19 protein-coding genes and 1 pseudogene are annotated in these 24,154 nt (G+C 65.8%); 10 read left to right on the forward strand and 10 right to left on the reverse strand.

Features of this window, described 5'->3' with window-relative positions:
* Positions 1 to 139: 139 nt before the first annotated feature.
* Positions 140 to 874 (forward strand): DUF1906 domain-containing protein, encoded by a 735-nt coding sequence (locus tag BTO20_RS00950; protein WP_408632222.1) that lies wholly within the window; start codon positions 140 to 142, stop codon positions 872 to 874.
* A 4-nt stretch (positions 875 to 878) separates the two neighbouring features.
* Here the strand turns inward: BTO20_RS00950 and BTO20_RS00955 are convergent, their stop codons facing one another.
* Positions 879 to 1,904, reverse strand: coding sequence for a fused (3R)-hydroxyacyl-ACP dehydratase subunits HadA/HadB (locus BTO20_RS00955; RefSeq protein WP_087081410.1), 1,026 nt, complete (start codon positions 1,902 to 1,904; stop codon positions 879 to 881).
* A gap of 201 nt (positions 1,905 to 2,105) precedes the next feature.
* Between BTO20_RS00955 and BTO20_RS00960 the strand changes: the two genes are divergently transcribed.
* On the forward strand, positions 2,106 to 3,326 hold the full coding sequence (locus BTO20_RS00960; protein ID WP_087072601.1) for an NAD(P)/FAD-dependent oxidoreductase: 1,221 nt from the start codon (positions 2,106 to 2,108) through the stop codon (positions 3,324 to 3,326).
* A gap of 43 nt (positions 3,327 to 3,369) precedes the next feature.
* Positions 3,370 to 4,167 carry a hypothetical protein gene (locus tag BTO20_RS00965; protein ID WP_087072603.1) on the forward strand — a complete coding sequence of 266 codons (798 nt, stop codon included), beginning with the start codon at positions 3,370 to 3,372 and terminating at the stop codon, positions 4,165 to 4,167.
* On the opposite strand, the gene BTO20_RS00970 is transcribed toward BTO20_RS00965, so the two are convergent.
* Positions 4,164 to 5,336, reverse strand: a complete 1,173-nt coding sequence (locus BTO20_RS00970; protein WP_157680108.1) for a hypothetical protein — start codon at positions 5,334 to 5,336, stop codon at positions 4,164 to 4,166. The two genes, BTO20_RS00965 and BTO20_RS00970, sit on opposite strands and share 4 nt — an antisense overlap.
* A 1,578-nt stretch (positions 5,337 to 6,914) precedes the next feature.
* On the opposite strand from BTO20_RS00970, the gene BTO20_RS00980 reads away from it, so the two are divergent.
* On the forward strand, positions 6,915 to 7,712 hold the full coding sequence (locus BTO20_RS00980; protein WP_087072609.1) for a L,D-transpeptidase: 798 nt from the start codon (positions 6,915 to 6,917) through the stop codon (positions 7,710 to 7,712).
* Between the two features lie 99 nt (positions 7,713 to 7,811).
* Here BTO20_RS00980 and BTO20_RS41220 read toward each other — a convergent pair whose 3' ends face one another.
* From BTO20_RS41220 to BTO20_RS01010, 6 genes are all read right to left on the reverse strand, one after another.
* Complete coding sequence (locus tag BTO20_RS41220) at positions 7,812 to 8,099, reverse strand: hypothetical protein (RefSeq protein ID WP_332460264.1); 288 nt, start codon at positions 8,097 to 8,099, stop codon at positions 7,812 to 7,814.
* A gap of 480 nt (positions 8,100 to 8,579) precedes the next feature.
* Complete coding sequence (locus BTO20_RS00990) at positions 8,580 to 9,455, reverse strand: polysaccharide deacetylase family protein (RefSeq protein ID WP_087072613.1); 876 nt, start codon at positions 9,453 to 9,455, stop codon at positions 8,580 to 8,582.
* Positions 9,452 to 10,426 (reverse strand): agmatinase, encoded by a 975-nt coding sequence (gene speB / locus BTO20_RS00995; RefSeq protein WP_408632141.1) that lies wholly within the window; start codon positions 10,424 to 10,426, stop codon positions 9,452 to 9,454. Before speB ends, BTO20_RS00990 begins: the two co-directional genes overlap by 4 nt.
* Positions 10,414 to 11,175, reverse strand: a complete 762-nt coding sequence (locus BTO20_RS01000; protein ID WP_087072618.1) for an SDR family NAD(P)-dependent oxidoreductase — start codon at positions 11,173 to 11,175, stop codon at positions 10,414 to 10,416. Before BTO20_RS01000 ends, speB begins: the two co-directional genes overlap by 13 nt.
* Entirely contained in the window at positions 11,175 to 11,870 is a 696-nt protein-coding gene (locus tag BTO20_RS01005) for an SDR family NAD(P)-dependent oxidoreductase (protein WP_087072620.1), read from the reverse strand. The genes BTO20_RS01000 and BTO20_RS01005 overlap by 1 nt, the downstream gene beginning before the upstream one ends.
* Positions 11,867 to 13,336 carry an APC family permease gene (locus tag BTO20_RS01010; RefSeq protein WP_087072623.1) on the reverse strand — a complete coding sequence of 490 codons (1,470 nt, stop codon included), beginning with the start codon at positions 13,334 to 13,336 and terminating at the stop codon, positions 11,867 to 11,869. The genes BTO20_RS01005 and BTO20_RS01010 overlap by 4 nt, the downstream gene beginning before the upstream one ends.
* Positions 13,337 to 13,455: 119 nt before the next feature.
* On the opposite strand from BTO20_RS01010, the gene BTO20_RS01015 reads away from it, so the two are divergent.
* Positions 13,456 to 14,961, forward strand: coding sequence for a PucR family transcriptional regulator (locus tag BTO20_RS01015; RefSeq protein ID WP_087072625.1), 1,506 nt, complete (start codon positions 13,456 to 13,458; stop codon positions 14,959 to 14,961).
* Positions 14,962 to 14,987: 26 nt separating this feature from the next.
* Here BTO20_RS01015 and BTO20_RS01020 read toward each other — a convergent pair.
* Positions 14,988 to 15,404: pseudogene (locus BTO20_RS01020) on the reverse strand (cation transporter); the annotation flags it as partial.
* 45 nt (positions 15,405 to 15,449) lie between these two features.
* Between BTO20_RS01020 and BTO20_RS01025 the strand changes: the two are divergent.
* Both BTO20_RS01025 and BTO20_RS01030 read left to right on the forward strand, forming a co-directional pair.
* Positions 15,450 to 16,001, forward strand: coding sequence for a Chromate resistance protein ChrB (locus BTO20_RS01025; RefSeq protein ID WP_087072627.1), 552 nt, complete (start codon positions 15,450 to 15,452; stop codon positions 15,999 to 16,001).
* A 16-nt stretch (positions 16,002 to 16,017) separates the two neighbouring features.
* Positions 16,018 to 17,196: an MFS transporter gene (locus BTO20_RS01030; protein ID WP_087072630.1), complete on the forward strand. Its 1,179-nt coding sequence runs from the start codon at positions 16,018 to 16,020 to the stop codon at positions 17,194 to 17,196.
* Between the two features lie 6 nt (positions 17,197 to 17,202).
* On the opposite strand, the gene BTO20_RS01035 is transcribed toward BTO20_RS01030, so the two are convergent.
* A complete protein-coding gene (locus BTO20_RS01035; protein ID WP_064948644.1) occupies positions 17,203 to 17,565 on the reverse strand; it encodes an ArsR/SmtB family transcription factor in 363 nt (120 codons plus the stop codon).
* Between the two features lie 94 nt (positions 17,566 to 17,659).
* On the opposite strand from BTO20_RS01035, the gene BTO20_RS01040 reads away from it, so the two are divergent.
* From BTO20_RS01040 to BTO20_RS01055, 3 genes are all read left to right on the forward strand, one after another.
* On the forward strand, positions 17,660 to 19,618 hold the full coding sequence (locus tag BTO20_RS01040) for a heavy metal translocating P-type ATPase (RefSeq protein ID WP_087081412.1): 1,959 nt from the start codon (positions 17,660 to 17,662) through the stop codon (positions 19,616 to 19,618).
* Between the two features lie 1,233 nt (positions 19,619 to 20,851).
* On the forward strand, positions 20,852 to 21,271 hold the full coding sequence (locus BTO20_RS01050; RefSeq protein ID WP_087072634.1) for an MmpS family protein: 420 nt from the start codon (positions 20,852 to 20,854) through the stop codon (positions 21,269 to 21,271).
* On the forward strand, positions 21,268 to 24,150 hold the full coding sequence (locus tag BTO20_RS01055) for an MMPL/RND family transporter (RefSeq protein WP_087072636.1): 2,883 nt from the start codon (positions 21,268 to 21,270) through the stop codon (positions 24,148 to 24,150). The genes BTO20_RS01050 and BTO20_RS01055 overlap by 4 nt, the downstream gene beginning before the upstream one ends.
* The last annotated feature ends 4 nt before the right edge of the window (positions 24,151 to 24,154 follow it).

The following is a 24,154-nucleotide window of genomic DNA, read 5'->3' on the forward strand; positions in this document are numbered from 1 at the left end:
TTCGTTGCTGTTGTCTGATTTGTCAAAGAGTTGCGGGCGCCCGGTTCGACCAACGCATGGGGTGAGACCGCAATGGTCGGATACGCTACCCTGCGTGACGCAAACTGCTTCACGGCGCGAAGTTCTCAAACGTGCGGCGCTGCTCGCACCGGCGCTGGCCGTTCCCGGTGCTCTGGCCGCGACACTCGGGATGCCGGCAGCATCGGCCGACGGCCTGCAACTCGTCGATTTCGCCGACCGGCTGGTCCAGCCCGAGCAGATCAAGTCCGCCGGATTCGGCGGAGCCCTGGTCTACGTCTCCGAACTGCGGCCGGGGGCCACCTTCGACTTCAAGCCCGTCACTCGTGACTATGCCGACCGCCTCCGGGCGGCGGGCCTGCAGATCGTCAGCTGCTACCAGTTCGGCAAGCCTGGGTGGCCGACGCCGTCAGACTTCACCCGCGGCTACGAAGGAGGCGTGGCCGACGCTCAGACGGCTGTGGGACTGCACACCGCCGCCGGCGGCCCGGTGACGGCACCCATCTTCTTCAGTGTCGACGAGGACATCGACGCCGCGACATGGAAATCGACAGCCGTGCAATGGTTTCGAGGTATCAACTCCGTCCTCGGCGTTGCCCGCACCGGTATCTACGGTGGGCGCCGCCAGTGCGGCTGGGCCATCGCCGACGGCGTCATCGGAGCGTCGAGCAACCCAGGCTATCGGTGGGCCTGGCAGACGAAGGCCTGGTCACGGGGCGAGCGTGAGCCGGCCGCCGTGCTCTTCCAGAGGGAGGTCGTCACCGCGTCCGACCCGGGTTTCGTGATCGACGGCATCCATGTTGACGTAAATGACGTTCTGGCAGCCGATTTCGGCCAGTGGGAGCTCGCGAGATGACGGCTCAGCGGAAGCGTACATCCATCGTCGCCAGGCCGAAGATCTTGCGGCCACCGGATTTCGCCGCGACGATGACGACGCCGGTGCGGGTCTGCGGGTCCAGCGACTTGATGCGGCCGCTGAACTCGATGTCCGATCCCTCTTTGGCCGACACGATGGCAGGCTGAGACAGCCGCACGGCGTAGCGGGTCACCGCACCGGGGTCGCCCGACCAAGCGGAGACAAATCCGGCGCCCAAGCCCATGGTCAGCATGCCGTGGGCGATCACGTCGGGCAGACCCGCGAGTTTGGCGATGTCCTCGTCCCAGTGGATCGGGTTGGCGTCGCCTGCGACGCCCGCGTAGTTCACCAGGTCGCCGCGAGAGAGCCGGTAGTTGTGCACGCCCAGCTCGTCACCGACCTTCACGTCCTCGAAGGACGGCGTCCCCGGGGTACGCGTGTCAGGCCGGGCGATGCGCACCTCGCCTTCCGGCCGCACGGTCTTCTGATAGTCGGCGTCGGACGCGCCGATACCGGAGAAGTCCACGTCGTGCATCATCGCGTTCTGCACGGCCGCCATCGTCCCTGGGTTGATGTCGTCCGCAGTGACGCCGACCACCGTGGTGTGCAAGGTGTGCACGCGCTCGCCGCCGGTGTCGGTGAAAGTGTTGGTGACCGTGATCAGATCTCGGCCGGCGATCCTGCGCACGGACGTCAGCTCCACGTCGACCTGCAACTCGTCGCCGGCGACGATCGGGCGATGCTGCTCGAAGACCTCTTCGGTCTGCAAGTAGGTGTCATAACCGACGACCACCGACTCGAACATGCGACGGTTGGCCGCCATGGCCGGGGTCGAAGTGAACGTCAGCGGCGCGACCAGACCGGAATAGCCCAGCTCAGCGGCGGCGGAGACGTTCCAATGTGCGGGGTGGTAGTCCTGCACGGCACGGGCGTACTCGCGCACCTTCTCGCGGCCGACTCGGTAGGTGTCGTCCGCCTGGTAATAGTGGCCGACCCGGGATTCGAGTGCCGACGTCTCTGCTGCGGTCATGAATGTGCTCAACTCTTCCATCGGCTTGTTCGCTGAAGCCGACCACAGCACATTAACGTGCCGACCGGGCCCAATACACGCTGATGCCCGTCCCCGCTGGGTGTCCGTACGTGTTTGTTATCGATGTCACGTGACCGAGCCCGTATCAGCGCGGCCTTTCGGCGCCGCAAAACGGTCCCCTTCGAACCGGCTCTTGGAATCATGTATTCGGTGACCGATCGCGTGCTTGTCCTCGGATCCGGTTTCGCAGGCTTGTGGGCGGCGCTCGGAGCAGCCCGTCGCCTTGACGAGCTCGGTGTGTCGCCCGACGCCGTCGAGGTGGTGGTCATCAGCGCGCAACCGTTCCACGACATCCGGGTCCGCAATTATGAAGCCGACATCAGTGCGTGCCGCATACCGCTGGACGATGTACTCGAACCCGCCGGAGTCCAGCACGTCGTCGGTGACGTGACCGGCATCGACACAGCGGCACGCACCGTGTCCCTGGCCGATGGCACGACGTACGGCTTCGATCGGTTGGTGCTCGCGGTGGGCAGCGAGGTGGTCCGCCCCAGCCTCCCTGGCTTGTTGGAGTTCGGGTTTGACGTCGACACCTATGACGCCGCGCAGCGGCTGCAGGATCACCTCCGAACCCTCGCCGGCTGCGTCGGGGACCCCACGGCGGCGACGGCGGTGGTGGTTGGGGCCGGTCTCACGGGCATCGAGACGGCGTGCGAATTGCCGGACATCATGAGGACGGCATTCGGCGGCGACGTGACACCGCATGTGGTGCTGATCGACCACAACCCCTACGTCGGCTCGAACATGGGTGAATCCGCACGTCCGGTCATCGAGAAAGCGTTGGCGGACAACGGAGTAGAGGCGATGACGGGTGTTCGGGTGGCCACCGTCGACCGGACGGGCATCACGCTGTCCTCGGGTGAGGTGCTGCCGGCGGCCACCGTCGTGTGGTGCGCGGGCATGCGGGCCAACCCGTTGACCGCGCAACTCGGCGTCGAGCGAGACGGTTTGGGGCGGGTACCGGTCGACGACTATCTGCGGGTGATCGGCGTGCCCGGAGTGTTCGCCGCGGGCGATGTCGCCGCAGCGCGCATGGACGACGAACATCTCTCGGTGATGTCGTGCCAGCACTCGCGGCCGATGGGCCGGTACGCGGGCTACAACGTGATCAGCGACTTGTGCGGTGAACCCCTGCTGCCCCTGCGAATCCCTTGGTACGTCACGGTTCTCGACCTCGGTCCGGCGGGCGCCGTCTATACCGAAGGTTGGGACCGCCACGTGGTGGCCGACGGTGAGCAGGCCAAGATCACCAAGCGCGTCATCAACACCCAACGCATCTACCCGCCGCTGGATCGGGACAGGACGGCACTGCTGGCAGCGGCCGCCCCGACCCTGCAGACCGCACCCGCCCGCGGAGAGTAGGGCACGAACTGCAGGTCACGTGCCTGATCCCTACTATCTGGGGATGGTCTGGCTCAACGAGTGGTGGCAGCACGAGATCGTCCATGGGTACAAAGGGCCGCTGCTGCTGAGCTTCGTGGCGTTCGTCGTGACCTTCGTGACGACCCGGACCATCACCCGGCTGATCCGAGCCGGCAAGGGCCCCTTCCACAACGTCAGCACCGGTGGCGTCCACATGCACCACTCGACGCCGGGAGTGCTGCTGCTCATCGCGGGTGCGTTCATGGGCGTCGGTTCGCCACCGCTGTCGGTGTGGACCTATGTGGCGGGTGTGCTGATCGGCGTCGGGGCGTCCCTCGTGCTCGACGAATTCGCGATGATCTTCCGGTTGCAGGACGTGTACTGGTCGCAGGAAGGCCAGCTGTCGGTGAACATCGTCACCCTCGCGGCGGCATGCATCGGTCTGGCGGCGGTCGGGGTGTCACCGGTCAAGGTGCATGACGTCCCCGGGGCCGTCACCGCGGTGCGGATCGCGGCGGTGGTGCTGCTCGTGTTCCACTTCTTGGTGGTCGCCCTCACGGCCTTGAAAGGCAAGTACCCGACCGCCCTGGTCGGCTTGTTCGTCTCACCGGTCGCCTGGGTGGCCGCCGTGCGGCTGGCCCGACCGACCTCACCGTGGGCGCGCTGGCGCTACGACGCGAAGAAGCTGGCACATGCCCAACGCCGTGCCGCCGCCTTCGACCGACGCTGGGCACCGGTACGCCGGCACTGGGACGACTTCATCGGTGGCACACCGACATCGGATGAGCCGCAACCCGCGTCCGCGCCGCCCGGCGGTGGGACCGTCGACCACGACCGCTAGTCGGTTGCCTCGACGACCTTTTGGAGCTCGAGGTAGGCATCCGTGTATGCGGCCCATCGCTGCGGGATCACCACGTCGACCACGTTCTCGAGTGCGACCGCGAGCTGGCCGGGAAGGTCGGTGACGGCCGCGATCTCTGAGTAGTTCGATCGTTCGTGTGGGTCTGCGCCCCGCTCGATCAGCGCGACGAACTTGTCGATGTAGGTGCTGTACCAGGTGCCGTAGGGCGGATCCAAGGACCGATCAGCGCGCTTGAACGCCTGGACCGCTTTGACGTATTCGATCAAGGGTGCGTCGACGGATGTGCCGAACAGTTTGCGGTCGGCCTCCAACTTCGCGGCGACGCGATCGAGGCTCGTGCGCCCGAGTATCTTCCTGCGTCGCAGTGTTCTGAGTCGCTGCATTGTTTCTGTCAGGCTCGTGCCGGTGCGCAGCGCCTCGAGTGTTTCCCCGAACCCCGACTGGTAATCCTCGGCGACTTCGTGCATGAGCTGGTGGGCGGGGCGGATGTGATTGTTGAACCACACTCGTCGTTTCGCCGTGCTCAGGTCTCCATCGGCCAGGACATGCTCGACGAATGACTGCACCGCCGAACGGATCTCCTCGGACAGCCGAGACTCGACGCCGGCGAGTTGATCGCGGGTTTCTTCGTCGGAGAGCAGCTTGGCGAGTTGTTGAAGGTCGGCGTTGGTCACGGACTGTATGCGGACCTGTGCGAGCCACGTCGCGGTGAACACCGCAGCGAACGCATCGGCATCGATCTTGGGGATGCCCATCTCGTCCGACAGCGACGTCAACGAGGTCGTCGCCGGGTAGTCCTCCGGGAGCCCCCGGACCGGCGCGTTGGCCTCGTTGATTCCTGCGGCGACGATGCTGTGCAGGGTCTCGGTAATGGTGGAGCCGAGCGGGGCGCCGCCGACATTGACCCCGTCCTTCCAGAACATCTCCAAGATGTTGAACGCGCGTTGACGTTGTGCCTCGGTGGCCTCGGCACCCAGGGCGGACGCGACCGCTGCTTTCAGGGCGACGTCGGTCGGCCCCTTGAGCGCGTTCTCCAGGGGGTCCCCGAGGATGAGTGCGCTGAATTTCTTGCTGTATTTCTTACGGATCGGGTCAGATGCCGCATCGAAGAGTTTCTTGATGATCCAGAGGGTCACGGGTTCCGACACGAGAACCTCCTTCGACACAGCCCGAGATGCACCGGTGCACCTCATTCGACCGCAGTCGCGTCGGCGCTCGGTGCTAACGATAACGCCGAGGAGCGGGCACGCGATGGCTCCGCCACCGGATCGGCCGGCGCCGCATTGTTCGGTATGTGTTTGGCCTGAATTCGATATGCAACTCACTTCTATTTGAATTCGATATGAAGTCGCGCGCCATTGTATGTCGCTCTATAAAGTTGACGAATCGATGAACAAATTCCTAGAAGGGCATGACGGACTCAATGACAATAGGTGCGAATGTGGCGGCAATGGCGTTCATCGGGTTGGGGACTGTTGGGGCGGTGAACGCTGTGTCTGCTTCTGCCGCACCTTCGCCGGAATCGTCGGCGAGCGAGACCATCGGTCAGCTACAGAGCGAGGGCTACCGTGTCATCGTCAGCAAGGTTGGCAGTGGGTCGATCGATGATTGCGTGGTCAGTGCGGTTCGGCAAGGACGTTCGGTAACCGGTCCGCAGCCGCCGGCAGTGGCCAATGGAATCACCACAATGGGGCCCGGTCAGGTATTGCAATACACCACGGTGTACGTCGACCTCGCATGCAAGCGTTGACGAATTGGCCGATCCACTGTGCGGCTACCGCAATCCCGCTTGTTGCCGGACATAATCAGCGAGCAGTTCGTGAGCGTGGTTTGAAGTCACATGATGTGCAGGAAGTGCTGTAGCTGCACCTGCGTCGAAATGGGCGTGCCCTCGGGATTCTGCGACACCATCGAGTAGGGCAGGCCGGCACGAGGACCGCCTTCGGCGTAGTTGAGGCCGCCCGGCCTTGCCGAACCCGGCTTGCCTACGTATACGTCGTCGCAGCTGCCGACATGTTCGTTGGGCTCGGTGGACTGGCCGAGCGAGGTGGCGATGTGCTGAGCCCAGGTCTGTCCGGGGTTCGTGGTGAAGCGGAATCCATAGGTGCCTGCGTCGGTCAGGCTGTCCCCGAAGAAGACGGCGCCGGTGACCGGCGGTGCAGAGTGTTCGGCGGGCGGCTGCGCGGGACCCGTGGAGTGGCAACCGCGAGCGCGGCGGCGGCCGCCGTGCCAATCACCAACGTGCGCAACACATGTTTCAACGCATCTTCTCCATGGCAGAAGCTTCGACCTGTCGAGGTCTCACTGTAGAGGTGACCGCACCCGTCAACCGTGCCTCGGTGTGGGCATCACCGAACACTGTTTCTGCACATATTGTGGGTGCGATCAACGTGCATCACCACGTAGGCTCTTGTGCGGTGAGCTGAGCGACGGCACGAACGGTGCATACGCTCTCGGACGATGAAAGGCCTGCAAGTGCGTGATGTGTTTGTCGTGCTCTTGCTCGCACTCGCGGCGGCCGGACTCCAGATAACCATCGTGGTGTTGAACCGGATCCAGCGTCGGCCCCGTCGACGTTAGCCGCCCGCCCGTGCCTCCCGCGGCGTGGCCGAACCGTGACGAACTCTTGACCGAATCATCAACGCGCGCCGAAGCGTTCGGCCGAGGGACTGCCCATACCATGACGGGGTTCACAACCAGGCGGTCATCATCAAGGGGTCAGGCTGATGCGGGCGGTACTTCATTGTGTTCTCGCGTTGGTCGTCATAGCCCTGATGGTTTCCGGGGGTACCGCACGCGTCGATACCGCGGCGGTTCGGCTGCCGCTGAGTTCGGACATCGAGTCGATCCTGCCGACCGGGACTGCCGCCGTAGGTGTCGCGCACCCGGTGCTGCTGACGTTCAAGCGGCCCGTCGCCAACCGCGATGCTGCCGAGCGCGCCATCGGACTCACGTCCGCACCGGCGATGACCGGAAAGTACGAGTGGCTTGACGACAAGGTCGTGCAATGGGTGCCCGACCAGTACTGGCCGGCGCACAGCACCATCAGCCTGTCCGTCGGCGGTATGCCGCTCGAATTCAAGACGGGGCCGAAAGTTGTCGGAGTAGCCAGTATCTCCGAGCACACGTTCACCGTGACGATTGACGGGGAGTCACCGCTCGACATGCCATCCCCGCACCACCTGCCGCACCTCGGCGAACCTGGCGTGCTGCTGGCCTCCATGGGTCGGCCGGAGTACGCCACTCCCGTCGGCAATTACACGGTTCTCGGGAAAGAACGCTCTGTGACAATGGATTCCAGCAGTGTGGGCATACCCGTGGAATCTCCTGACGGCTACCTCACCGACGTCGAGTACGCCGTGCGGTTCACCCGCCGAGGGCTGTTCGTGCATTCTGCTCCGTGGGCCGTGCAATCGATCGGATTCGAGAACACCAGCCACGGGTGCATCAGCCTGACCCCGGCCGCCGCCGAGTGGTACTTCAAGACGGTCAACGTCGGCGACCCGGTGATCGTGCAGGAATAGTCACTGCGACAGCCGTTTTCGGCGGTCCGACATACGACAACGGGCGGCGATCGTGTGATCGCCGCCCGTCTTCAGGTGCGCCCGTCGTGCGGGCGCGGATCAGCCCTGGGGACCGGGCTGAACCGGAACGCCCGGTGCCGGTCCGCCGGCATCGGCGGGCCGGCTCGTGGGCGCCTCTTTTCCGGCCCCCACGCCGACCATGTCCGCCAGCGGAGCACCGGCGGGTCCGGCCGCCGCGGCGATGGGTGCGCCTGCGGCCGCGGGCACGACAGGCAGCGGTGGTGCGAGCGGTACGGGCGGGCGCCCAGCGGGGCACCACGGGCACCGGTGGGATGCCTGCGGGGGTACGACCGGGACCGGTGCGATGGCCGCGGGCACGACAGGCACGGCCGCTCCTGCGGCTTCGACGGCCGGCGCGGCGCACGGGGCGGCCGCTGCTACGGGTGCGGCACCTGGCGCTGCCGTTCCTGCGGCCGCGTCAAGACATTTGTATCCGCCCGCCTTCAGCGTAGCGGCCCCGGCGGTCGGGCACACCGCCGCGGCGGCCACGCAAACTCCGGCGCTGGCAACAACTTTGACTGCGATTCGAGCAAAGCTGATCATCCCCGACGACTCCCTCGATCGTGCTTCGAAATGACTGTCACGAAAATTTGTGCAGCTGAAATGTAGAGCCGCGCGCGCACGGCGTCCATACATCCGTGTAATTAGATGCGGGGTCGACATGCGGTCGCGCCGCGGGCGTGACCACACCGATGCCAAACCGTCATGTCCGGTCGGCGCGACGACGTGGTATGTGACGCGCCAACAATCCACGCGGGCAACGGTTTAGTCGGCGCATCCGGCCACGTTGAAACGGGCCATGCGGGTTCAGAATTGGGCAGGGTCGGGCCGCACGATCGACCGCGGTGTCAGCGCCAGGCCGCGCACATGCGCCGCGATCTCGTGCAGGGGCGCCAGCCACACATCGGAACACGAAGCCACGTATTCGACGAGTTCCTCCAACGCCGCCGCGCGCGACGGCCGACCCGACAGGAACGGGTGGTTGGTCAACACGAAGCACCCGCCGGCCGAACGCAGCCCTTCGAACTCCAGCCGCCAGATCTCTGCGGCCTTGCGTGGGCTTTCGATCAACCCGGACCCGGAGAATTCCGGGATGTAGCAGTACTGCTCCCAGTCGTCGAGGGCCCACTGGATCGGGATCTCGACGAGCTGCCCGCCACCGGCCACGGTCAACTCGTACGGGTGGTCGGCGTCCATCAGACTCGTGTCGTAGAGAAACCCCCGGTCGGCCAACAGCTTCGGGGTGTGCCAGTTCAGTTCCCACATCGGCGCCCGGAATCCGACGGGTGCGCTACCGGTCACCGCGGCGAGAGCCTCGATGCCGCGGTCGATCACGACACTCTCCTGCTCGGGAGTCATGCCGGTCAGCACTTCGTGCAGGTAACCGTGATGCGCGATCTCGTGGCCTGCGTCGGCGATCGCGCGCACGACGTCGGGGTAGCGCACCGCCGTGTAGCCGGGTACGAAGAAGGTCGACCGCACGTCGTGTCGCGCGAGGAGGGCCAAGATACGGGGGACACCCACGAGCGGCCCGTAGGCCTGATGGGACATCACCGACATTCGACCGGCCAACGCGGTGTCGACCCCGAGGAGAGCCGATTCGGCGTCCACGTCGAAGGTGAAGCTCGCGGCCGCGCGGTTGCCGCGCGGCCACGACACCGGCCCTGCGGCGCGCATGGTCATGACTTTCTCGCCAGCAGTGAGACGAATTCGTAGGCGAGGTTGGCCGCCGCGACACCGGTGATCTCGGCGTGGTCGTAGGCGGGTGACACTTCGACGATGTCGGCGGCCACCAGGTTGAGCCCGTCGAATCCCCGTACTATTTCCAGTAATTCGCGGCTCGTCATACCCCCGGCTTCAGGTGTCCCGGTGCCCGGTGCGTGTGCCGGATCGAGCACGTCGATGTCGACCGATACGTACAGCGGCAGCTCGCCGATGCTGCGCCGCAGCGCGTCGACGATGTCGTCGATCGACCGGCGGTGAAGATCGCGACAGTGCACGACGTGGAACCCCATGTCGGCATCTTCGGCCAGATCGTTGCGCGAGTACAGCGACCCGCGGATGCCGACATGGGCGCTGTGGCCCGAGACGAACAAACCCTCCTCGGCGGCCCGCCGAAACGGCGTGCCGTGGGTCAGCGGGGTGTTGAAGTAGGTGTCCCATGTGTCGAGGTGGGCGTCGAAGTGCACGAGTGCCACTTGGCCGTGAATCCTGTTGACGGCCTTCAGGAGTGGATAGGCGATGGTGTGATCTCCGCCGAGCGAGACCAGGGTGGCGCCGTCGCGGAGGAGTTCGACGGCACCGTGTTCGATCTGCGCGACGGCGGTTTCGATGTCGAACGGATTGAAGGTCAGGTCACCGGCGTCGACCACCTGTCGATGGGCGAACGGTGCGACGTCCAGCGCCGGGTTGTACGGGCGGAGCAGCCGGGAGGACTGACGAATGTGCGCAGGCCCGAAACGGGCACCGGGGCGGTAGGTGACCCCGGTGTCGAACGGGATGCCGACGACTGCGATGTCGTGCCGCTGCACGTCCTCGATCCGCGGGAGCCGCGCGAAGGTGGTATGCCCGGCGTAACGCGGGACCTGCAGCCCGTCGATCGGACCGGTCGGGGCGGGGGTCGGTGTGGGCTGGCCGTTGGTCATACTCTGCATCGGGTGGTCCCTCCGTTGATCTGAAATGTCTGCCCGATGACCGATCCCAGCTGCGGCCGCACCAGCAGCGCGACGGCGGCCGCGATCTCCTCGGGGTGGCCGATCCGGCCGACGGGTATGCCCTCGGAATACCGTTGGTGCATCTCGGCGAGGCTGATACCCGCATCGGCGGCGTCGACCTGAAGTTGCGGGGTGTCGATGACGCCGGGTGCCACCGCGTTGACGACGATGTTCTCGCGGGCCAGTTCGCGGCCCAAGGTCTTGGTGAGCGCTATCAGGCCGGCCTTCGATGCGGCGTACGCGGTGGCGTTGGGCCAACCCGTGACACCCCATTCGGATGTCACGATCACGATGCGCCCTTGGCCGATTCGGCGCATGCCGGGCAGCACGGCCGCAATGGTGTGGAACGTGCCGCCGAGGTTGGTGTCGACAACCTTCCACCAGTCGTCCTCATCGTGGTCGGTCAACGGCGCCATCGACATGTAGGCCGCGTTGCACACCAGAACGTCGATGCCGTCGTGCCGCTGGTCGATCTCGGCGATGGCCTCCGACACCGCCGCACGGTCGTGGATATCGGCGGGCACGGCGAACCCGCGGACGGATTCGACGACCTCTTTCATCTGGGGCGTCTCGCTGCGGCCGTTCACGCCGACGTAGTAGCCGTCGCCGGCCAGCTGCTCGGCGATCGCCTGCCCGATGCCCTGTGTGGCACCCGTGACGACCGCGACGGGGATGCGACGTGAGCTCATCAGATCACCGCTCCGCTGTTGGGCGATACGACTTCACCGGTGCAGAAGGAAGATTCGTCGATCAGGAACTGAACCACCTGTGCCACTTCGTCGGCCCGGCACAGGCGGCCTGCCGGAAGCGTCGCCAGGTAGTCGGGAGCCCGCCACGGGGAATTGGCCGCGAGCAGCGGCGTGTCCGTCGGGCCGGGTGCGACCGCGTTGACCCGGATGCCGTCGGCCGCCACTTCGGTTGCCAGGCTCCGGACGAATCCGATGATGCCGCCTTTCGCGGCCGCGTAATGCGCGTCGCCGTCGCCACCGCCGATCGCCAGCTCCGATGCGATCGCGACGATGGCGCCGCGGCGCCGCTCACGCATCTCCGGCAGGACCGCGCAGGTGGCGTTGCGCAGGCCGCCGAGGTGCACGCGCAGCATGCGGGTCCACGCCTGCGCTGTGATCTCCGAGACCGGCACCATCTCGTAGTAACCGGCGGCTGTCACCAACGCCTCGATCGGGCCGAGCTCGGCGCGGACGATGCCGACGGCTTCGCGGACCTGGACCGCATCGGAAACGTCTGCGGTCACGGATAATTCGCCGATGTCGGCGGGTTGGAGGTCCAGGCCAGCGACCGTCCACCCGTGCCCTGCCAGCTCGGCACTGACGGCCGCGCCGATGCCCGACGCTGCACCCGTCACCACCGCGACCCGCGGGCTCACAGTTTTGCCTGCTGCTCGAGCCGCAAGCGGTCGGCCACCGGCTCGGCGATGCGGCCGCGCAGGCTCACATAGATCACCGCGCCGATCGCTCCGAGCACCACGGTGGTGATGACCATGCTCCAGTTGATGTACCACGGCTGGCCCGGCTGAACCCGGGGCCACACCACGTTGATCGTCTGGACCACGATCCACACCGCGGCGAAGTAGGTGATCGGCGCTCCCCAGCGCCCGAGGGTGAACACCCCTGGCGTCCAGCGGCCCGTCAACCGGGCCCACGCCGCACCCAACACCGGGATGCCGAAGGCGATGTAGAAGCCGATGACCGTGAAATTGACCAGGATGTTGTAGAAGTTGGAGCCGGCGAGAAGCACGAGCGCGATCGCCACGACAGCGGTGAGGCCGATGGCGTTGATCGGCATGCGCTCCGGCCCGGCCAGCTTGCTGAACAGCTTGGACGACGGCAACCCGCGGTCGCGCGCGGCACCCCAGATACACCGGGACACCGCTGCCTGCACCGCCAGGAAGCTGGAGATGAATCCGATGACGAACATGATGAGCAGCGGTTTGGCGACCCCGGATCCCAGATGTGCGGTCAGGGTGCCTGCGACCGGGTCGCCGGTCTGCTCGGTGAGCACCTTGTCGAGATCGGGTATGGCCAAAATCAGTGCGGCACTGGAGAACATGACGATCAGACCGACACCGAACAGGCTGCCGATGATGGCCTTGGGCACGTTGCGGGCGGGGTCGTCGACCTCTTCGGCGATGGAACCCGCCGACTCGAACCCCACGAATGCCCAGCCGGCGTAGGCGATGGCAAGCAGCATCGGGCCTGACATCCAGCCTCCTGAGCCGGGCAGTCCGTGCAGCAGTGCGGAGAACGGGTTCTCGCGATAGAAGATCAGCAGGACGATGCCCAGCCCGACCGATCCGAGGATTTCGCACGTGATACTGGCGATCACCATCACCTTGAGCACCCGTCGGCCGATCATGTTGGTGGCGGTGCCGATCGCGATGATGGCGATGGCCACCAGCGTGGTGGTCCACCGGCTGCGTTCCTCGATGCCGAGCACTTCGAGGAGGAATCCGGCGGCGGCGTACGCGAGTGTCGAGAGCGCGATGGTCAAGCCCCACATGTAGGCCCATGCGGCGGTCCACCCCGCGGTGGTGCCGCGAACGTGGCGCGCCCACTGATACACGCTGCCGGCATACGGCCATCGTGAGGACAGCTCGCCGAACACAGCTGCCACCGCCAGCTGGCCGACGAGCACGATCGGGAAGGCCCAGAAGAACCGTGGCCCGGCGGTGAACAGGCCCAGGGTGAAGATCGCGTAGAGCGCCACGATCGGTGACACGTCGGCGAAGGCAAGGGAGAACGCCGAGCGGAGCGTGAACCCGCGATTGAGTTTCTCGACCTCGTGGTGCGGGGGGTCGGCTGGGGCTTTGTGACTTCGGGTGTCCGGACGCATGGGGGCGCTCCTCACAGAAGGTGTTGAGGGTTGACTATGCAGCGGTCGTGCACGCCCGTGAATACTCAGTCAGTATGAATTCCTAGACGTCATTCAGCCTTGGGTACGGGGAGAGATGCATGGGGCCGACAGTGCTCGATCTCATCGAGATGCCACACCTGCGTCTGAAGCTGCGCGCGGGCGGTAAGGGCGTCGACCGGCATGTGACCTGGGCCCAAGCGTCCGATCTGAGTACTCCATGGGAGTGGATGACCGGGGGAGAGCTGTTGATGAAGAACGGCCGCACCCTGCCCGCCGACGTCGAGTCTCAGATCGCACTCCTGCGCGCGTTGTCCGATACCGGTACCGCAGGCCTGGTGCTCGGCATGGACCCTGACACTCCGGAACTGCAGCAGGACGCCGTCGATGTCGCCGACCAGTTGGGCCTGCCGATCCTCATCGCACCGTTCTCGGCCGGGTTCACCACGATCGGGCGGGCGGTCGCCGAGGCCAACATGTCCGACGAGGGCCGGCGGCTTGCCATGACCGAACGCGTCTACACCCTCATCCAGCGGTCGGTGCTCAATCCCGGCAAGGGCGGGATCCTCGACCAGTTCTCCCGCGAATTGCGTTGCCGCCTGGCCCTTCTCGATGGTGAGACCGGTATTGCGGTGCTCGACGGCAGTGCGGAGCCGCCCGAGAGACTGCGGCGCGCGGTGGTCGATCTCATCGCGCAACGCGGCGGGATGCTTCCCGGAGTTCTGCACCTGGACGCCGACGGCTTCCGGGGCCAGATCGTGGAGGTCCCCGATCCGGATCCGACGGTCCTGGTGACCTATGACTTCCGCGGCGCACCGCCGGACCTCGTGGTCCTGCAACACGTGGCCACTGCTGCGGGGGTGCTTCTGGTGCAACAGGGCATCCGCCGTGAGCACCGGCGCCGGCGGGGTGCGGAGACCTTGGCCAATCTGATCGACCTGCGGTTGGGTGAACGCGAGTTGGCGCGTCAGCTCGACGAGGCGGGGCTCCCGGCCGAACGCTGTGTTCTCGTGGCGGTGCAAGGCGGCAGCAGCACCGGCGAACGCGATCTGCATCTGAGTCTCGATCGCCACCGGACCTCCCATCTGCTGTTGCGTCGGGCCGGATTGCTCTATGCGTTGTTGCCGGCAGGACCCCAGCCGGTGGCGGTGCTGCGCCGCCGGCTGGGACCTGATGCGCTGATCGGGATCAGTGATCCGCTCGTGGCTGCCGGGCGGGCGCCCGCGGCCGTCCGGGAAGCCAACTGGGCCGTGCGCGACGCCGCCAACATGGCCGAGCGCCAATGCCATTACGCCGATGCGACGATGCTGTCGGTCCTGCGTGACGCCGACGAGGCACAGCTTGTCGTCGACCGGGTCCTCGGTGACTTGCTGGCCTACGACGCCGAACACGGCACCACGTTCGTCGAGACGCTGGACACGTTTCTGCGACTGGACAAGTCGTGGCAGCTCACGGCCAACGAGGTCGGGGTGCATCGGCAGACCGTCGCCTATCGGCTGCGGCGCATCGAAGAGATCACCGGCCGCAACCTCGCTGCCACCGCCCATACGGCCGAACTGTGGCTGGCGCTACGGGCCCGTGACCTCGTCATCGCACCCGACGCGTGAGGGCGCGGCTGACAGGCGTGACCTGTTCAGTCGCAGCAGGTTTCGCCCCGCCACGCCTCGCGGCCTTCGTTGACGGCGACCGCGGCGAGCAGCAGCGCGGCGACCGGGTCGGCCCAGCTCCAGCCGAACAGACTGTTGAGCACCAGCCCGGCGAGCACCACCGCTGACAGGTAGGTGCACAGCAGGGTCTGTTTGGAATCGGCGACCGCGGAACGGGAGCGGAGCTCACGGCCGGCGCGCCGCTGCGCGAACGACAGCAGTGGCATCACGACAAGGCTGGTGGCGGTGAGGGCGATGCCGATCACGGAATGGCGCGCCTCGGTGGCACCGGTGAGCGAGCGGATCGATTCGACGACGATGTAGCCGGCGAGGGCGAAGAACGACAGTGCGATCACCCGCAGGGCGGCCTTCTCACGCGCTTCCGGGTCGGCTCCGGAGAACTGCGCGTGGGTTCACCTGGAGAAGTAACGCCTGTTACATTCCCTGTCGTGACAGAACAACCCGAGGTGGTGCGCTGGCTCGTACTGGTGGTGCGGGTGCCGGCGGAGCCCTCGCGTCATCGGGTCGCGGTCTGGCGGGAGCTGCGCCGCGTTGGCGCCCTGCAGATCGGTCAGGGCGTATGGGTGGTGCCGAACGTGCCGGTCTTCGCCGAGGGTGTCGCGCGCGTGATCGAGCTGGCCCGACGCGGTGAAGGCGAGGTGCTGATGCTTGACGCCGCCGGGCATCAGGAGCCCGATGCGGATCGGCTCGAAGCCATGTTCACCGCCGAGCGCGCCGAGGAGTGGTCGGAATTCCTTTCTGACTGTAGGGGTTTCGACGCCGAGATCGACAAGGAGATCGCCAAGGGCAAGTTCACCATGGCTGAATTGGAGGAAGAGGAGCAGAGCCTCGAGCGGTTACGCCGCTGGCATCGCGACATCAAGGCCCGGGATGTGTTCGGCGCTTCCGCCGCCGCGGAGGCCGATCAGCAGCTCAAGCACTGCGCCGACCGCTTGGCCGACTACACCGAGCGGGTCTTCGCGGCCCTGCACCAGATGTGAAACCGGAGTCTGCACCATGACCGTGGACCCACGTATTCCTCGGGCCCGATTACTGCCGCTGTACGCCGCGGGTTTCGTCACCGCATTCGGGGCGCACAGCATTGCGGCCAGCCTCGCGGGCTATACACAGGCCGAGCACACCAGCCTGCTCACGTTGGGGTTGCTGCTGGCCGTGTACGACGGCGCGGAAGTCCTCCTCAAACCGGTGTTCGGAACGCTGGCGGACCGCGTCGGGGCACGCCCCGTGTTGCTCGGTGGTCTGGTGGCGTTCGCCCTGGCATCCGCCGCGTTCGTGCTGGCAGGCAATCCCGGCCTGATCGGGTTGGCCCGGTTCGGCCAGGGCGCTGCGGCTGCGGCCTTCTCGCCCGCGGCCGGGGCGATGCTTGCTCGGCTGACACCGGCCACCGCGCACGGTCGTGCCTATGGCAGCTACGGCGCATGGAAAGGGCTCGGGTACACCCTGGGCCCGGTTCTGGGTGGCGTCCTGATCGCGGCGGGTGGGTACCGGCTGCTGTTCAGCACATTGGCGGTGCTCGCCGCACTGGTGGCGGGCTGGGCGCTGGTCGTGGTGCCTGCCGCCGAGGTGCTCCCGAAGAAGCGTCAGACCGTCGTGGACTTGGCGCGACGCCTGGCCAGCGGCAGTTTCTTGCGCCCGACAGCGGCTTTGGCCGGCGCCACCGCAGCCCTGGCCGTCGGCGTCGGGTTCCTGCCGGCGATCGGTGCGCGCCACGGCCTCGGGCCCTTGGCCACGGGTGCGGTCGTATCGGTGTTGGCGGCCGCTGCCGCGCTGATCCAGCCGCGAGTGGGACGCGCTCGAGACGCCGGGCGGCTGCAGGACCGGACCGGCATGACCGTCGGTCTTCTGCTGGCGGCGACCGGAACCGCGGTCGCCACTGTGGTGCCGGGGCTGGCAGGCATCCTGCTGGCGGCGGTCACCATCGGAGCCGGCACCGGGCTGATCACCCCTCTGGGCTTCGCGCACCTGGCTCAGACCAGCCCACCCGAACGGCTTGGCCAGACCATGGGATCCGCCGAGATCGGCCGCGAGCTCGGTGATGCCGGGGGACCGCTGCTCGTCGGTGTTGTTGCCACTGCCGTGACCCTGAACGCCGGAATGCTGGCAATCGGCCTGGTGTTGGCCGCGCTGGCGGTTCTCGTCGGGGCGCCCCGCTCGAGACGCAGCGCTGCACGGTAGGCGCGCTCAGCCGACGTCGTTGGTGCGATCGGTGAGGCCGAGTCGCAGGTGTTCACTGTGGTAGACGGCTTCGTCGAGAAGTTGGGCGACGTGGTTGTCATACAGGCTGTAGACGATGCTTCGGCCCGAGCGAGTTCCGGTGACCAACCCGAGATTGCGTAGCAGCCGGAGTTGATGCGAGACCAGGGATTGCTCCAATCCGATGGCATCGGCGAGCTCCGAGACCGAGCACGAGCCCTGGCGTAACTCGGTCAGGATCATCAATCGGCTCGGTGTGGCGAGCGCTTGCAGTGTGGTGGCCACCTGCGCGGCAGCATCCGCGTCCAGCCGCCCGGCAGGGCGATCACGTCCTTCGACACCGTGGCCCATCGTTGCAGTGTACTGACAGCAACGAATGAAGACATGTTCATGTGTTCTGATATCGTCGCGACCGTACGTGCTCATCGTCATTGGAGGTGACGTCATGCCGGCGCTCACGGAGCCCGCCCAGCGTGCGACTGTCGCGTCGTCAGCACTTGCCGGCCGACGCAGAGTGTTCGATCTGCCCGAAAGCCGTTGGGCTGCAGCAGCATTAGCGTTTTTCCTGACGGGGCTGGCGGTGCAGCTCGCGGGCGCCCCGGCATGGTCCTGGTGGACGCTGTACCTGGCGAGCTACCTGACCGGTGGCTGGGAACCCGCGCTGGCCGGCCTGCAGGCGCTGCGTGACAAGACGCTGGACGTGGATCTGCTGATGGTCGCCGCTGCGATCGGCGCAGCCGCCATCGGCCAGATCACCGACGGGGCGCTGTTGATCGTGATCTTCGCGACCTCCGGTGCGCTGGAGGCCGTGGCCACCGCCCGTACCGAGGACGCCGTGCGCGGCCTGCTCGACCTTGCCCCGGACACCGCCACCCGGATATCCGACGACGGCAGTGAGGAGACCGTCAGGGCAGCCGACCTCGAGATCGGCGATGTGGTGCTGGTGCGGCCCGGGGAGCGGGTCGGCGCCGACGCCACGGTGATCACCGGCGCCAGCGAGATCGACCAGGCAACCATCACCGGCGAACCGCTGCCGGTCGACAAATCGGCGGGCGACGAGGTCTTCGCGGGCACTCTCAACGGCACTGGGGCGCTACGGATTCGGGTAGACCGCCGCGCCGAAGATTCGGTCGTCGCGCGGATCGTCGCGCTGGTGCACGAGGCCAGCCAGACCAAGGCCCGCACGCAGTTGTTCATCGAGAAGATCGAGCAGCGCTACTCGATCGGCATGGTCGCGGTCACCATCGCCGTATTCGTCATCCCGCTGCTGTTCGGCGACACCTTGCAGGCATCGCTGCTGCGCGCGATGACGTTCATGATCGTCGCCTCGCCGTGCGCTGTGGTACTCGCGACCATGCCTCCGCTGCTCGCCGCGATCGCCAACGCCGGCCGCCACGGCGTGCTGGTCAAGTCGGCAGTCGTCATGGAGCAACTCGGCACCACCACCAGGATTGCATTCGACAAGACCGGCACCCTGACCCGCGGTGTCCCGGAACTCGCCGAAATCCACGTCCTCGCACCAGGTATGACCGATGACGACGTGCTGGTGCTGGCAGCTGCGGTCGAGCATCCCAGCGAGCACCCACTCGGTGCGGCGATTGTGCGCGCGGCGAAGACCTGTGGGCTGCGATGGCCCGCCGCAACCGATTTCATCGCGAAACCGGGGCTCGGTGTCAGTGCAACCGTCAACGGCACGCGCGTCACCGTCGCGTCGCCAACGGCGTTGCCCGACACCCTCGCCGGTGCGGACGCCGAGGTGGTCGGGCTCGTGCAACAGCGGGGCTGCACGGCGGTGATCGTGACTGCTGCGGATCGCCCGGTCGGAGTGCTGGGCTTGACTGACCAACTGCGGCCGGACGCGCCCGGTGCGGTGACGGCCGCCGCCCGGCTGACCGGGTGCACTCCGGTGCTCTTGACCGGCGACAACGACACCGCGGCAACGATATTGGCCGACCGCGTGGGCATCACCGATGTCCGTGCGGGTCTGCTTCCGCACCACAAGGTCGACGCTGTCGCGGAACTGCAGGCCGATGGAACGCGGTTGGCGATGGTCGGCGACGGCATCAACGACGCACCGGCGTTGGCCGCGGCCCATACGGGTGTGGCCATGGGCGGTGCCGGGTCGGATCTGACGTTGCAGACCGCCGATGCCGTGATCATCGGTGACGACCTGAACGCGGTCGCGACCGTGATCGCGCTGTCGCGCCGGGCACGCCGCGTGGTCGTCGCCAACCTGGCCATCGCTGCGACATTCATTGCCGCGCTGGTGATCTGGGACCTCACGGCGACCTTGCCGCTGCCGTTGGGTGTGGCCGGGCACGAAGGTTCCACCGTCATCGTGGGGCTGAACGGACTTCGGTTGTTGCGCAGTGCGGCGTGGCGCAGCGCAGCGGACGGGACCTGATCAGGGTCGGCCCCGAGAACCCCTTTACCCGATTTTGCGACCCGCATATCGGGCCGGCAGGTTGCGCGACGAATTCATCGAACTGACGCCGAGAAATATGCGTTCAGACGGGGCCGTCCGGTACGGCTGGGCGGGGCTGACGAATACATAGAAACAACGCACGACGAATATCGTCGCCGGTCTGGAACAGGCCATCGGCGAACTTCGACCGACAACGGTTTGGGTCGAGAAATCCGCGCCTTGTTGTGACATCGGTCCGGGTTTTCGGAGTTTGTTCAAAATGGCTTTGGCGCCAGTCACTCCACCGTCAACGCCGATGCCGGTCGATTTCGCAGATGCACCGTCGACATAAACAGGCAAATGGCGAACGCCGACTATGCCGGCGGGGCGATTATCGCGATATTCCGGAAGAAACTTGAACGCATCGAGCGGTTTGTTTGCGCTTGCGTTAATTCATGTCGGGCTCTCCTGCCCCTGCGGCGCGCCACCGCAGCCGCTCGGGGCCGACGGGCCTGCGAGGACCTTCACAGCTTGCGCTCATGAGGCGCTGTCGCTGCGCCGACCTGCGAGTTTTGGCGAGGCGCAGGCGCGCCGGTCTGCGGGGCGGGGCCGGAAGCCCGCAGGAACGGCCGATACCGCCGCTCGGATCGATGTCGGGCGCGTTCTCGATCGATCGGCACGGGTCGCGAGTTGGCCGGGAGACCGCGATCCGCCGGCCTGTCGGACCGCCAGCCACCTGCTGCGGGCCGGCCGGCGACGGGCACGATCCCGGCAGGACGGTGTGGATTTCCCGCGATCTTGCTGACTTCTCGTGATCCAGACGTGATCCGATCATCTGGTTCGGCCGGCTGGCGCCGGGCCTCCCGGCCGGCCGTCGAGCCGCTGAGCCGGTTGTTCGCCAGCATGGGCGACATCCGGGATTCTGGCTGGATTTCGCACATATCGTCAATAAATGGCCAATTTGCTATTTATGACGTGTGCTGCGCGTTTTGCAACCAGCGAAGAAGTATTCAAGACTATGTGTAGAAAAGCGGGAGTGACGCACGCATGTAGTGTGCGTTCCGATCAGATATCGCGTGGGGAACGGACCTATATGCCCGTATCCGGCATGGTCTAGTCTTCAACGACTACGTTGCGCCCCGGTGGTGTCTCGGGATTGCGATCAAGCTGCACATGCCGCAGCATGGTGCCCGGGTGCGGGGATAGGCGAGGAGGGCTACGATTTTTGGGCTTCTGCGGCGGTTATGGATTCCGCTACTCGTGCTCGCGGTGATTGGTGCCGGAGGCTTTACCGTGTCCCGTCTGCACAGCATATTCGGCAATGAAAAGCGCCAATCATATGCCGATACCCAATTGGCGGACACCAAACCTTTCAACCCCAAGCGACTGACGTACGAAGTCTTCGGATCCCCGGGCACCGTGGCGTCCATCAGCTACTTCGACATCAATACCGATCCGCAGTTCATCAAGAACGTCAGCCTGCCCTGGTCGCTGCAATTCGACATCACCAAGACCACTGCCATCGGAAGCATCATGGCCCAGGGCGATAGTGACAACATCGGCTGCCGCATCACCGTGGATGATGAGGTCAAGGCCGAGAAGGTGTCGAACGAAGTGAACGCGTTTACCTCCTGCCTCCTGAAGGCCGCATGAGCCACGCACAAGTAGTCGCGGACCAGGCTCCTCGCTCTCGGATTGCGACTTTCATCCGGAAGAGCTCCGTGCTCATCATTCTCGGGTGGGTGGCCATCACGGTTCTGGTGACGGTCGCCATTCCTCCGCTCGAAGTCGTCGAGGCCAAGCACTCGGTGTCGCTGAGCCCGCCCGATGCGCCGTCGGTGCTGGCGATGAAGCGCATGGGCGAGGTGTTCCAGGAATCCAATTCGGAGAGTGTCGCGGTTATCGTCCTGGAGGGCGACGAACCTCTCGGCGACGAGGCACACAAGTACTACGACAGCGTTATACGGCAGCTCAAGGCCGACCCGACGCACATCCAGCACGTCCAGGATTTCTGGGGAGATCCGCTCACCGCCGGTGCTGCTCAAAGTGCCGACGGTAAGGCCGCATACGTTCAGTTGAACCTGCACGGAAGCTTCGGGCAGGCTGCGGCGAACGAGTCGGTGAAGGCCGTTCAGGACGTCGTGAAGAACACGCCGCAGCCGCCGGGTCTCCGCACCTATGTAACCGGTCCCGCCGCGATCGTCGCGGACATGGGCCAGAGCGGGAACCGGACCGTCATCCTGATCACGGTGGTCAGCATCGGGGTCATCTTCCTGATGCTGCTCTTGCTCTACCGCTCCTTCATCACCGTCATCATCCTGCTGCTGACCGTGGCCATCGAGCTGCAGGTGGCCCGCGGTTTGGTGGCATTTCTCGGATTGCACGGCATAGTCGGGCTCACGACCTATGTCGTCAATCTGTTGGTGTCCGTCGGCATCGCCGCCGGAACCGACTACGGGATCTTCTTCACCGGGCGATATCAAGAGGCGAGGCAGGCCGGCGAGGACCGCGAAACCGCGTACTACACCGCCTACCACGGAGTTGCGAAGGTCGTCCTGGCATCCGGCGTGACGATCGCGGGAGCGATTGCCTGCCTGAGCTTTACCCGGTTGCCCTACTTCAAACCGCTGGGCATTCCCGGCGCCGTGGGCATATTGGTGGCGGTCGCAGTGGCCCTCACGTTGGTGCCCGCCGCCATCGCTGCCGGCAGCCGGTTCGGCTTCTTCGACCCCAAACGCCTTGTCACCACGCGCCGGTGGCGGCGGATCGGCACCGCGATCGTGCGCTGGCCCGCCCCCATCCTGGCCGCGACGATTGCCGTGGCGGCGATCGGTCTGCTGACGTTGCCGGGATACAACCCGAGTTACAGCGACCAGAAGTTCATTCCGCAGGACATCCCGGCCAATCAGGGATTTACGGCCGCCGAGCGCCATTTCCCGCAATCGAAGATGACGACGCCGGATCTCCTGTTGATCGAGTCCGATCACGACATGCGCACCCCGGCGGATCTGCTGGTGCTGAACAAGCTGGCCAAGGCAGTGTTCGCGGTTCCCGGTATCGCCAACGTGCAGTCGATCACGCGGCCCGAGGGAACTCAGCTCGAACACTCGTCGATCCCGTTCATGCTCAGCATGTCGAACGCCAGTCAACGTCTGAGCCTGCCGTTCCAGAAGGAGCGGATGGAAGACATGCTCACGCAGGCCGACGAGATGTCGAAGACCATCGCGCTCATGCAGCGCATGTACGGCCTGATGCAGGAGATGGTGGCGACGACCCATCGGATGGTCGGGACCACTCACGATCTCCAGGAGGACATGGCGGTACTGCGGGACCATGTCGCGGATTTCGATGACTTCTGGCGCCCGATCCGCAACTACCTGTACTGGGAACCGCACTGCTACGACATTCCGCTGTGCTGGTCGGTCCGGTCGATCTTTGACGCACTCGACGGTGTCGACCGGGTGACCGACAAGATGCAGATCATGGTCAAAGATCTCGACCATTTGGACACGCTCATGCCGCAGATGCTCGATCAGTTCCCGCCGATGATCGAGTCGATGCAGAGCACCCGTCAGATGATGCTGACGATGCACAGCACCATGTCCGGCATCTTCTCCCAGATGGACGACTCGACCGAGAACGCGACGGCGATGGGGAAGGCGTTCGACGCGTCGAAGAACGACGACTCCTTCTACCTGCCCCCAGATGTCCTGAACAACAAGGACTTCCAGCGCATCATGAAGATCTTCCTGTCGCCCGACGGGAAGGCCGCGCGCATGCTCATCACCCAGCGCGGCGATCCCGCGACGCCCGAGGGCATTTCGCGAGTCGAACCGATTCAGATCGCGGCCGAGGAAGCGCTCAAGGGCACGCCGCTGGAGACCGCCAAACTTTCCCTCGCGGGTACCGCTGCGGGAGTGAAGGATCTGGTCGACGGCTCCAAATACGACTTGCTGATCGCCGGTGTGGCGGCGCTGTGCCTGATCTTCGTCATCATGCTGATCATGACGCGGAGTCTGGTCGCTGCGCTGGTCATCGTCGGTACGGTGGCGATGTCGCTGGGCGCGTCGTTCGGCCTGTCCGTCCTTGTCTGGCAGCACATTCTGGGCCTCCAGATCAACTGGGTGGTGCTGGCGATGTCGGTGATCGTGCTGTTGGCGGTCGGTTCCGACTACAACCTGTTGTTGGTGTCGCGCATGAAAGAGGAACTGGCGGCCGGCATCAACACCGGCATCATCCGGGCCATGGGCGGTACCGGCAAGGTGGTGACGGCCGCCGGCCTGGTGTTCGCGGCCACGATGGCGTCGATGATCGTCAGCGACCTGCTGACCATCGGACAGGTCGGTACGACAATCGGTCTGGGCCTGTTGTTCGACACCTTGATCGTGCGCGCCTTCATGACACCGTCCATCGCCGCACTGTTGGGCCGGTGGTTCTGGTGGCCGCAGATGGTGCGTCCCCGCCCCGCCAGTTCGATGCTGCGACCGGTTGGTCCGCGCCCGCTGGTGCGTTCCCTGCTGATGAGGGATTAGCGAG

Origin of the sequence: Mycobacterium dioxanotrophicus (genome assembly GCF_002157835.1) — a bacterium.
Classification (GTDB): domain Bacteria; phylum Actinomycetota; class Actinomycetes; order Mycobacteriales; family Mycobacteriaceae; genus Mycobacterium; species Mycobacterium dioxanotrophicus.

Coding starts and splice junctions, on each gene's coding strand:
- BTO20_RS01030 (WP_087072630.1), top strand. CDS start 16,018: ATGACCGTGGACCCACGTATTCCTCGGGCCCGATTACTGCCGCTGTAC.
- BTO20_RS01040 (WP_087081412.1), top strand. CDS start 17,660: ATGCCGGCGCTCACGGAGCCCGCCCAGCGTGCGACTGTCGCGTCGTCA.
- BTO20_RS00955 (WP_087081410.1), bottom strand. CDS start 1,904: ATGACCGCAGCAGAGACGTCGGCACTCGAATCCCGGGTCGGCCACTAT.
- BTO20_RS01035 (WP_064948644.1), bottom strand. CDS start 17,565: ATGGGCCACGGTGTCGAAGGACGTGATCGCCCTGCCGGGCGGCTGGAC.
- BTO20_RS00990 (WP_087072613.1), bottom strand. CDS start 9,455: ATGACCATGCGCGCCGCAGGGCCGGTGTCGTGGCCGCGCGGCAACCGC.
- speB (WP_408632141.1), bottom strand. CDS start 10,426: ATGCAGAGTATGACCAACGGCCAGCCCACACCGACCCCCGCCCCGACC.
- BTO20_RS01055 (WP_087072636.1), top strand. CDS start 21,268: ATGAGCCACGCACAAGTAGTCGCGGACCAGGCTCCTCGCTCTCGGATT.
- BTO20_RS00960 (WP_087072601.1), top strand. CDS start 2,106: ATGTATTCGGTGACCGATCGCGTGCTTGTCCTCGGATCCGGTTTCGCA.
- BTO20_RS01010 (WP_087072623.1), bottom strand. CDS start 13,336: ATGCGTCCGGACACCCGAAGTCACAAAGCCCCAGCCGACCCCCCGCAC.
- BTO20_RS01015 (WP_087072625.1), top strand. CDS start 13,456: ATGGGGCCGACAGTGCTCGATCTCATCGAGATGCCACACCTGCGTCTG.
- BTO20_RS00980 (WP_087072609.1), top strand. CDS start 6,915: ATGCGGGCGGTACTTCATTGTGTTCTCGCGTTGGTCGTCATAGCCCTG.
- BTO20_RS00965 (WP_087072603.1), top strand. CDS start 3,370: ATGGTCTGGCTCAACGAGTGGTGGCAGCACGAGATCGTCCATGGGTAC.
- BTO20_RS01000 (WP_087072618.1), bottom strand. CDS start 11,175: ATGAGCTCACGTCGCATCCCCGTCGCGGTCGTCACGGGTGCCACACAG.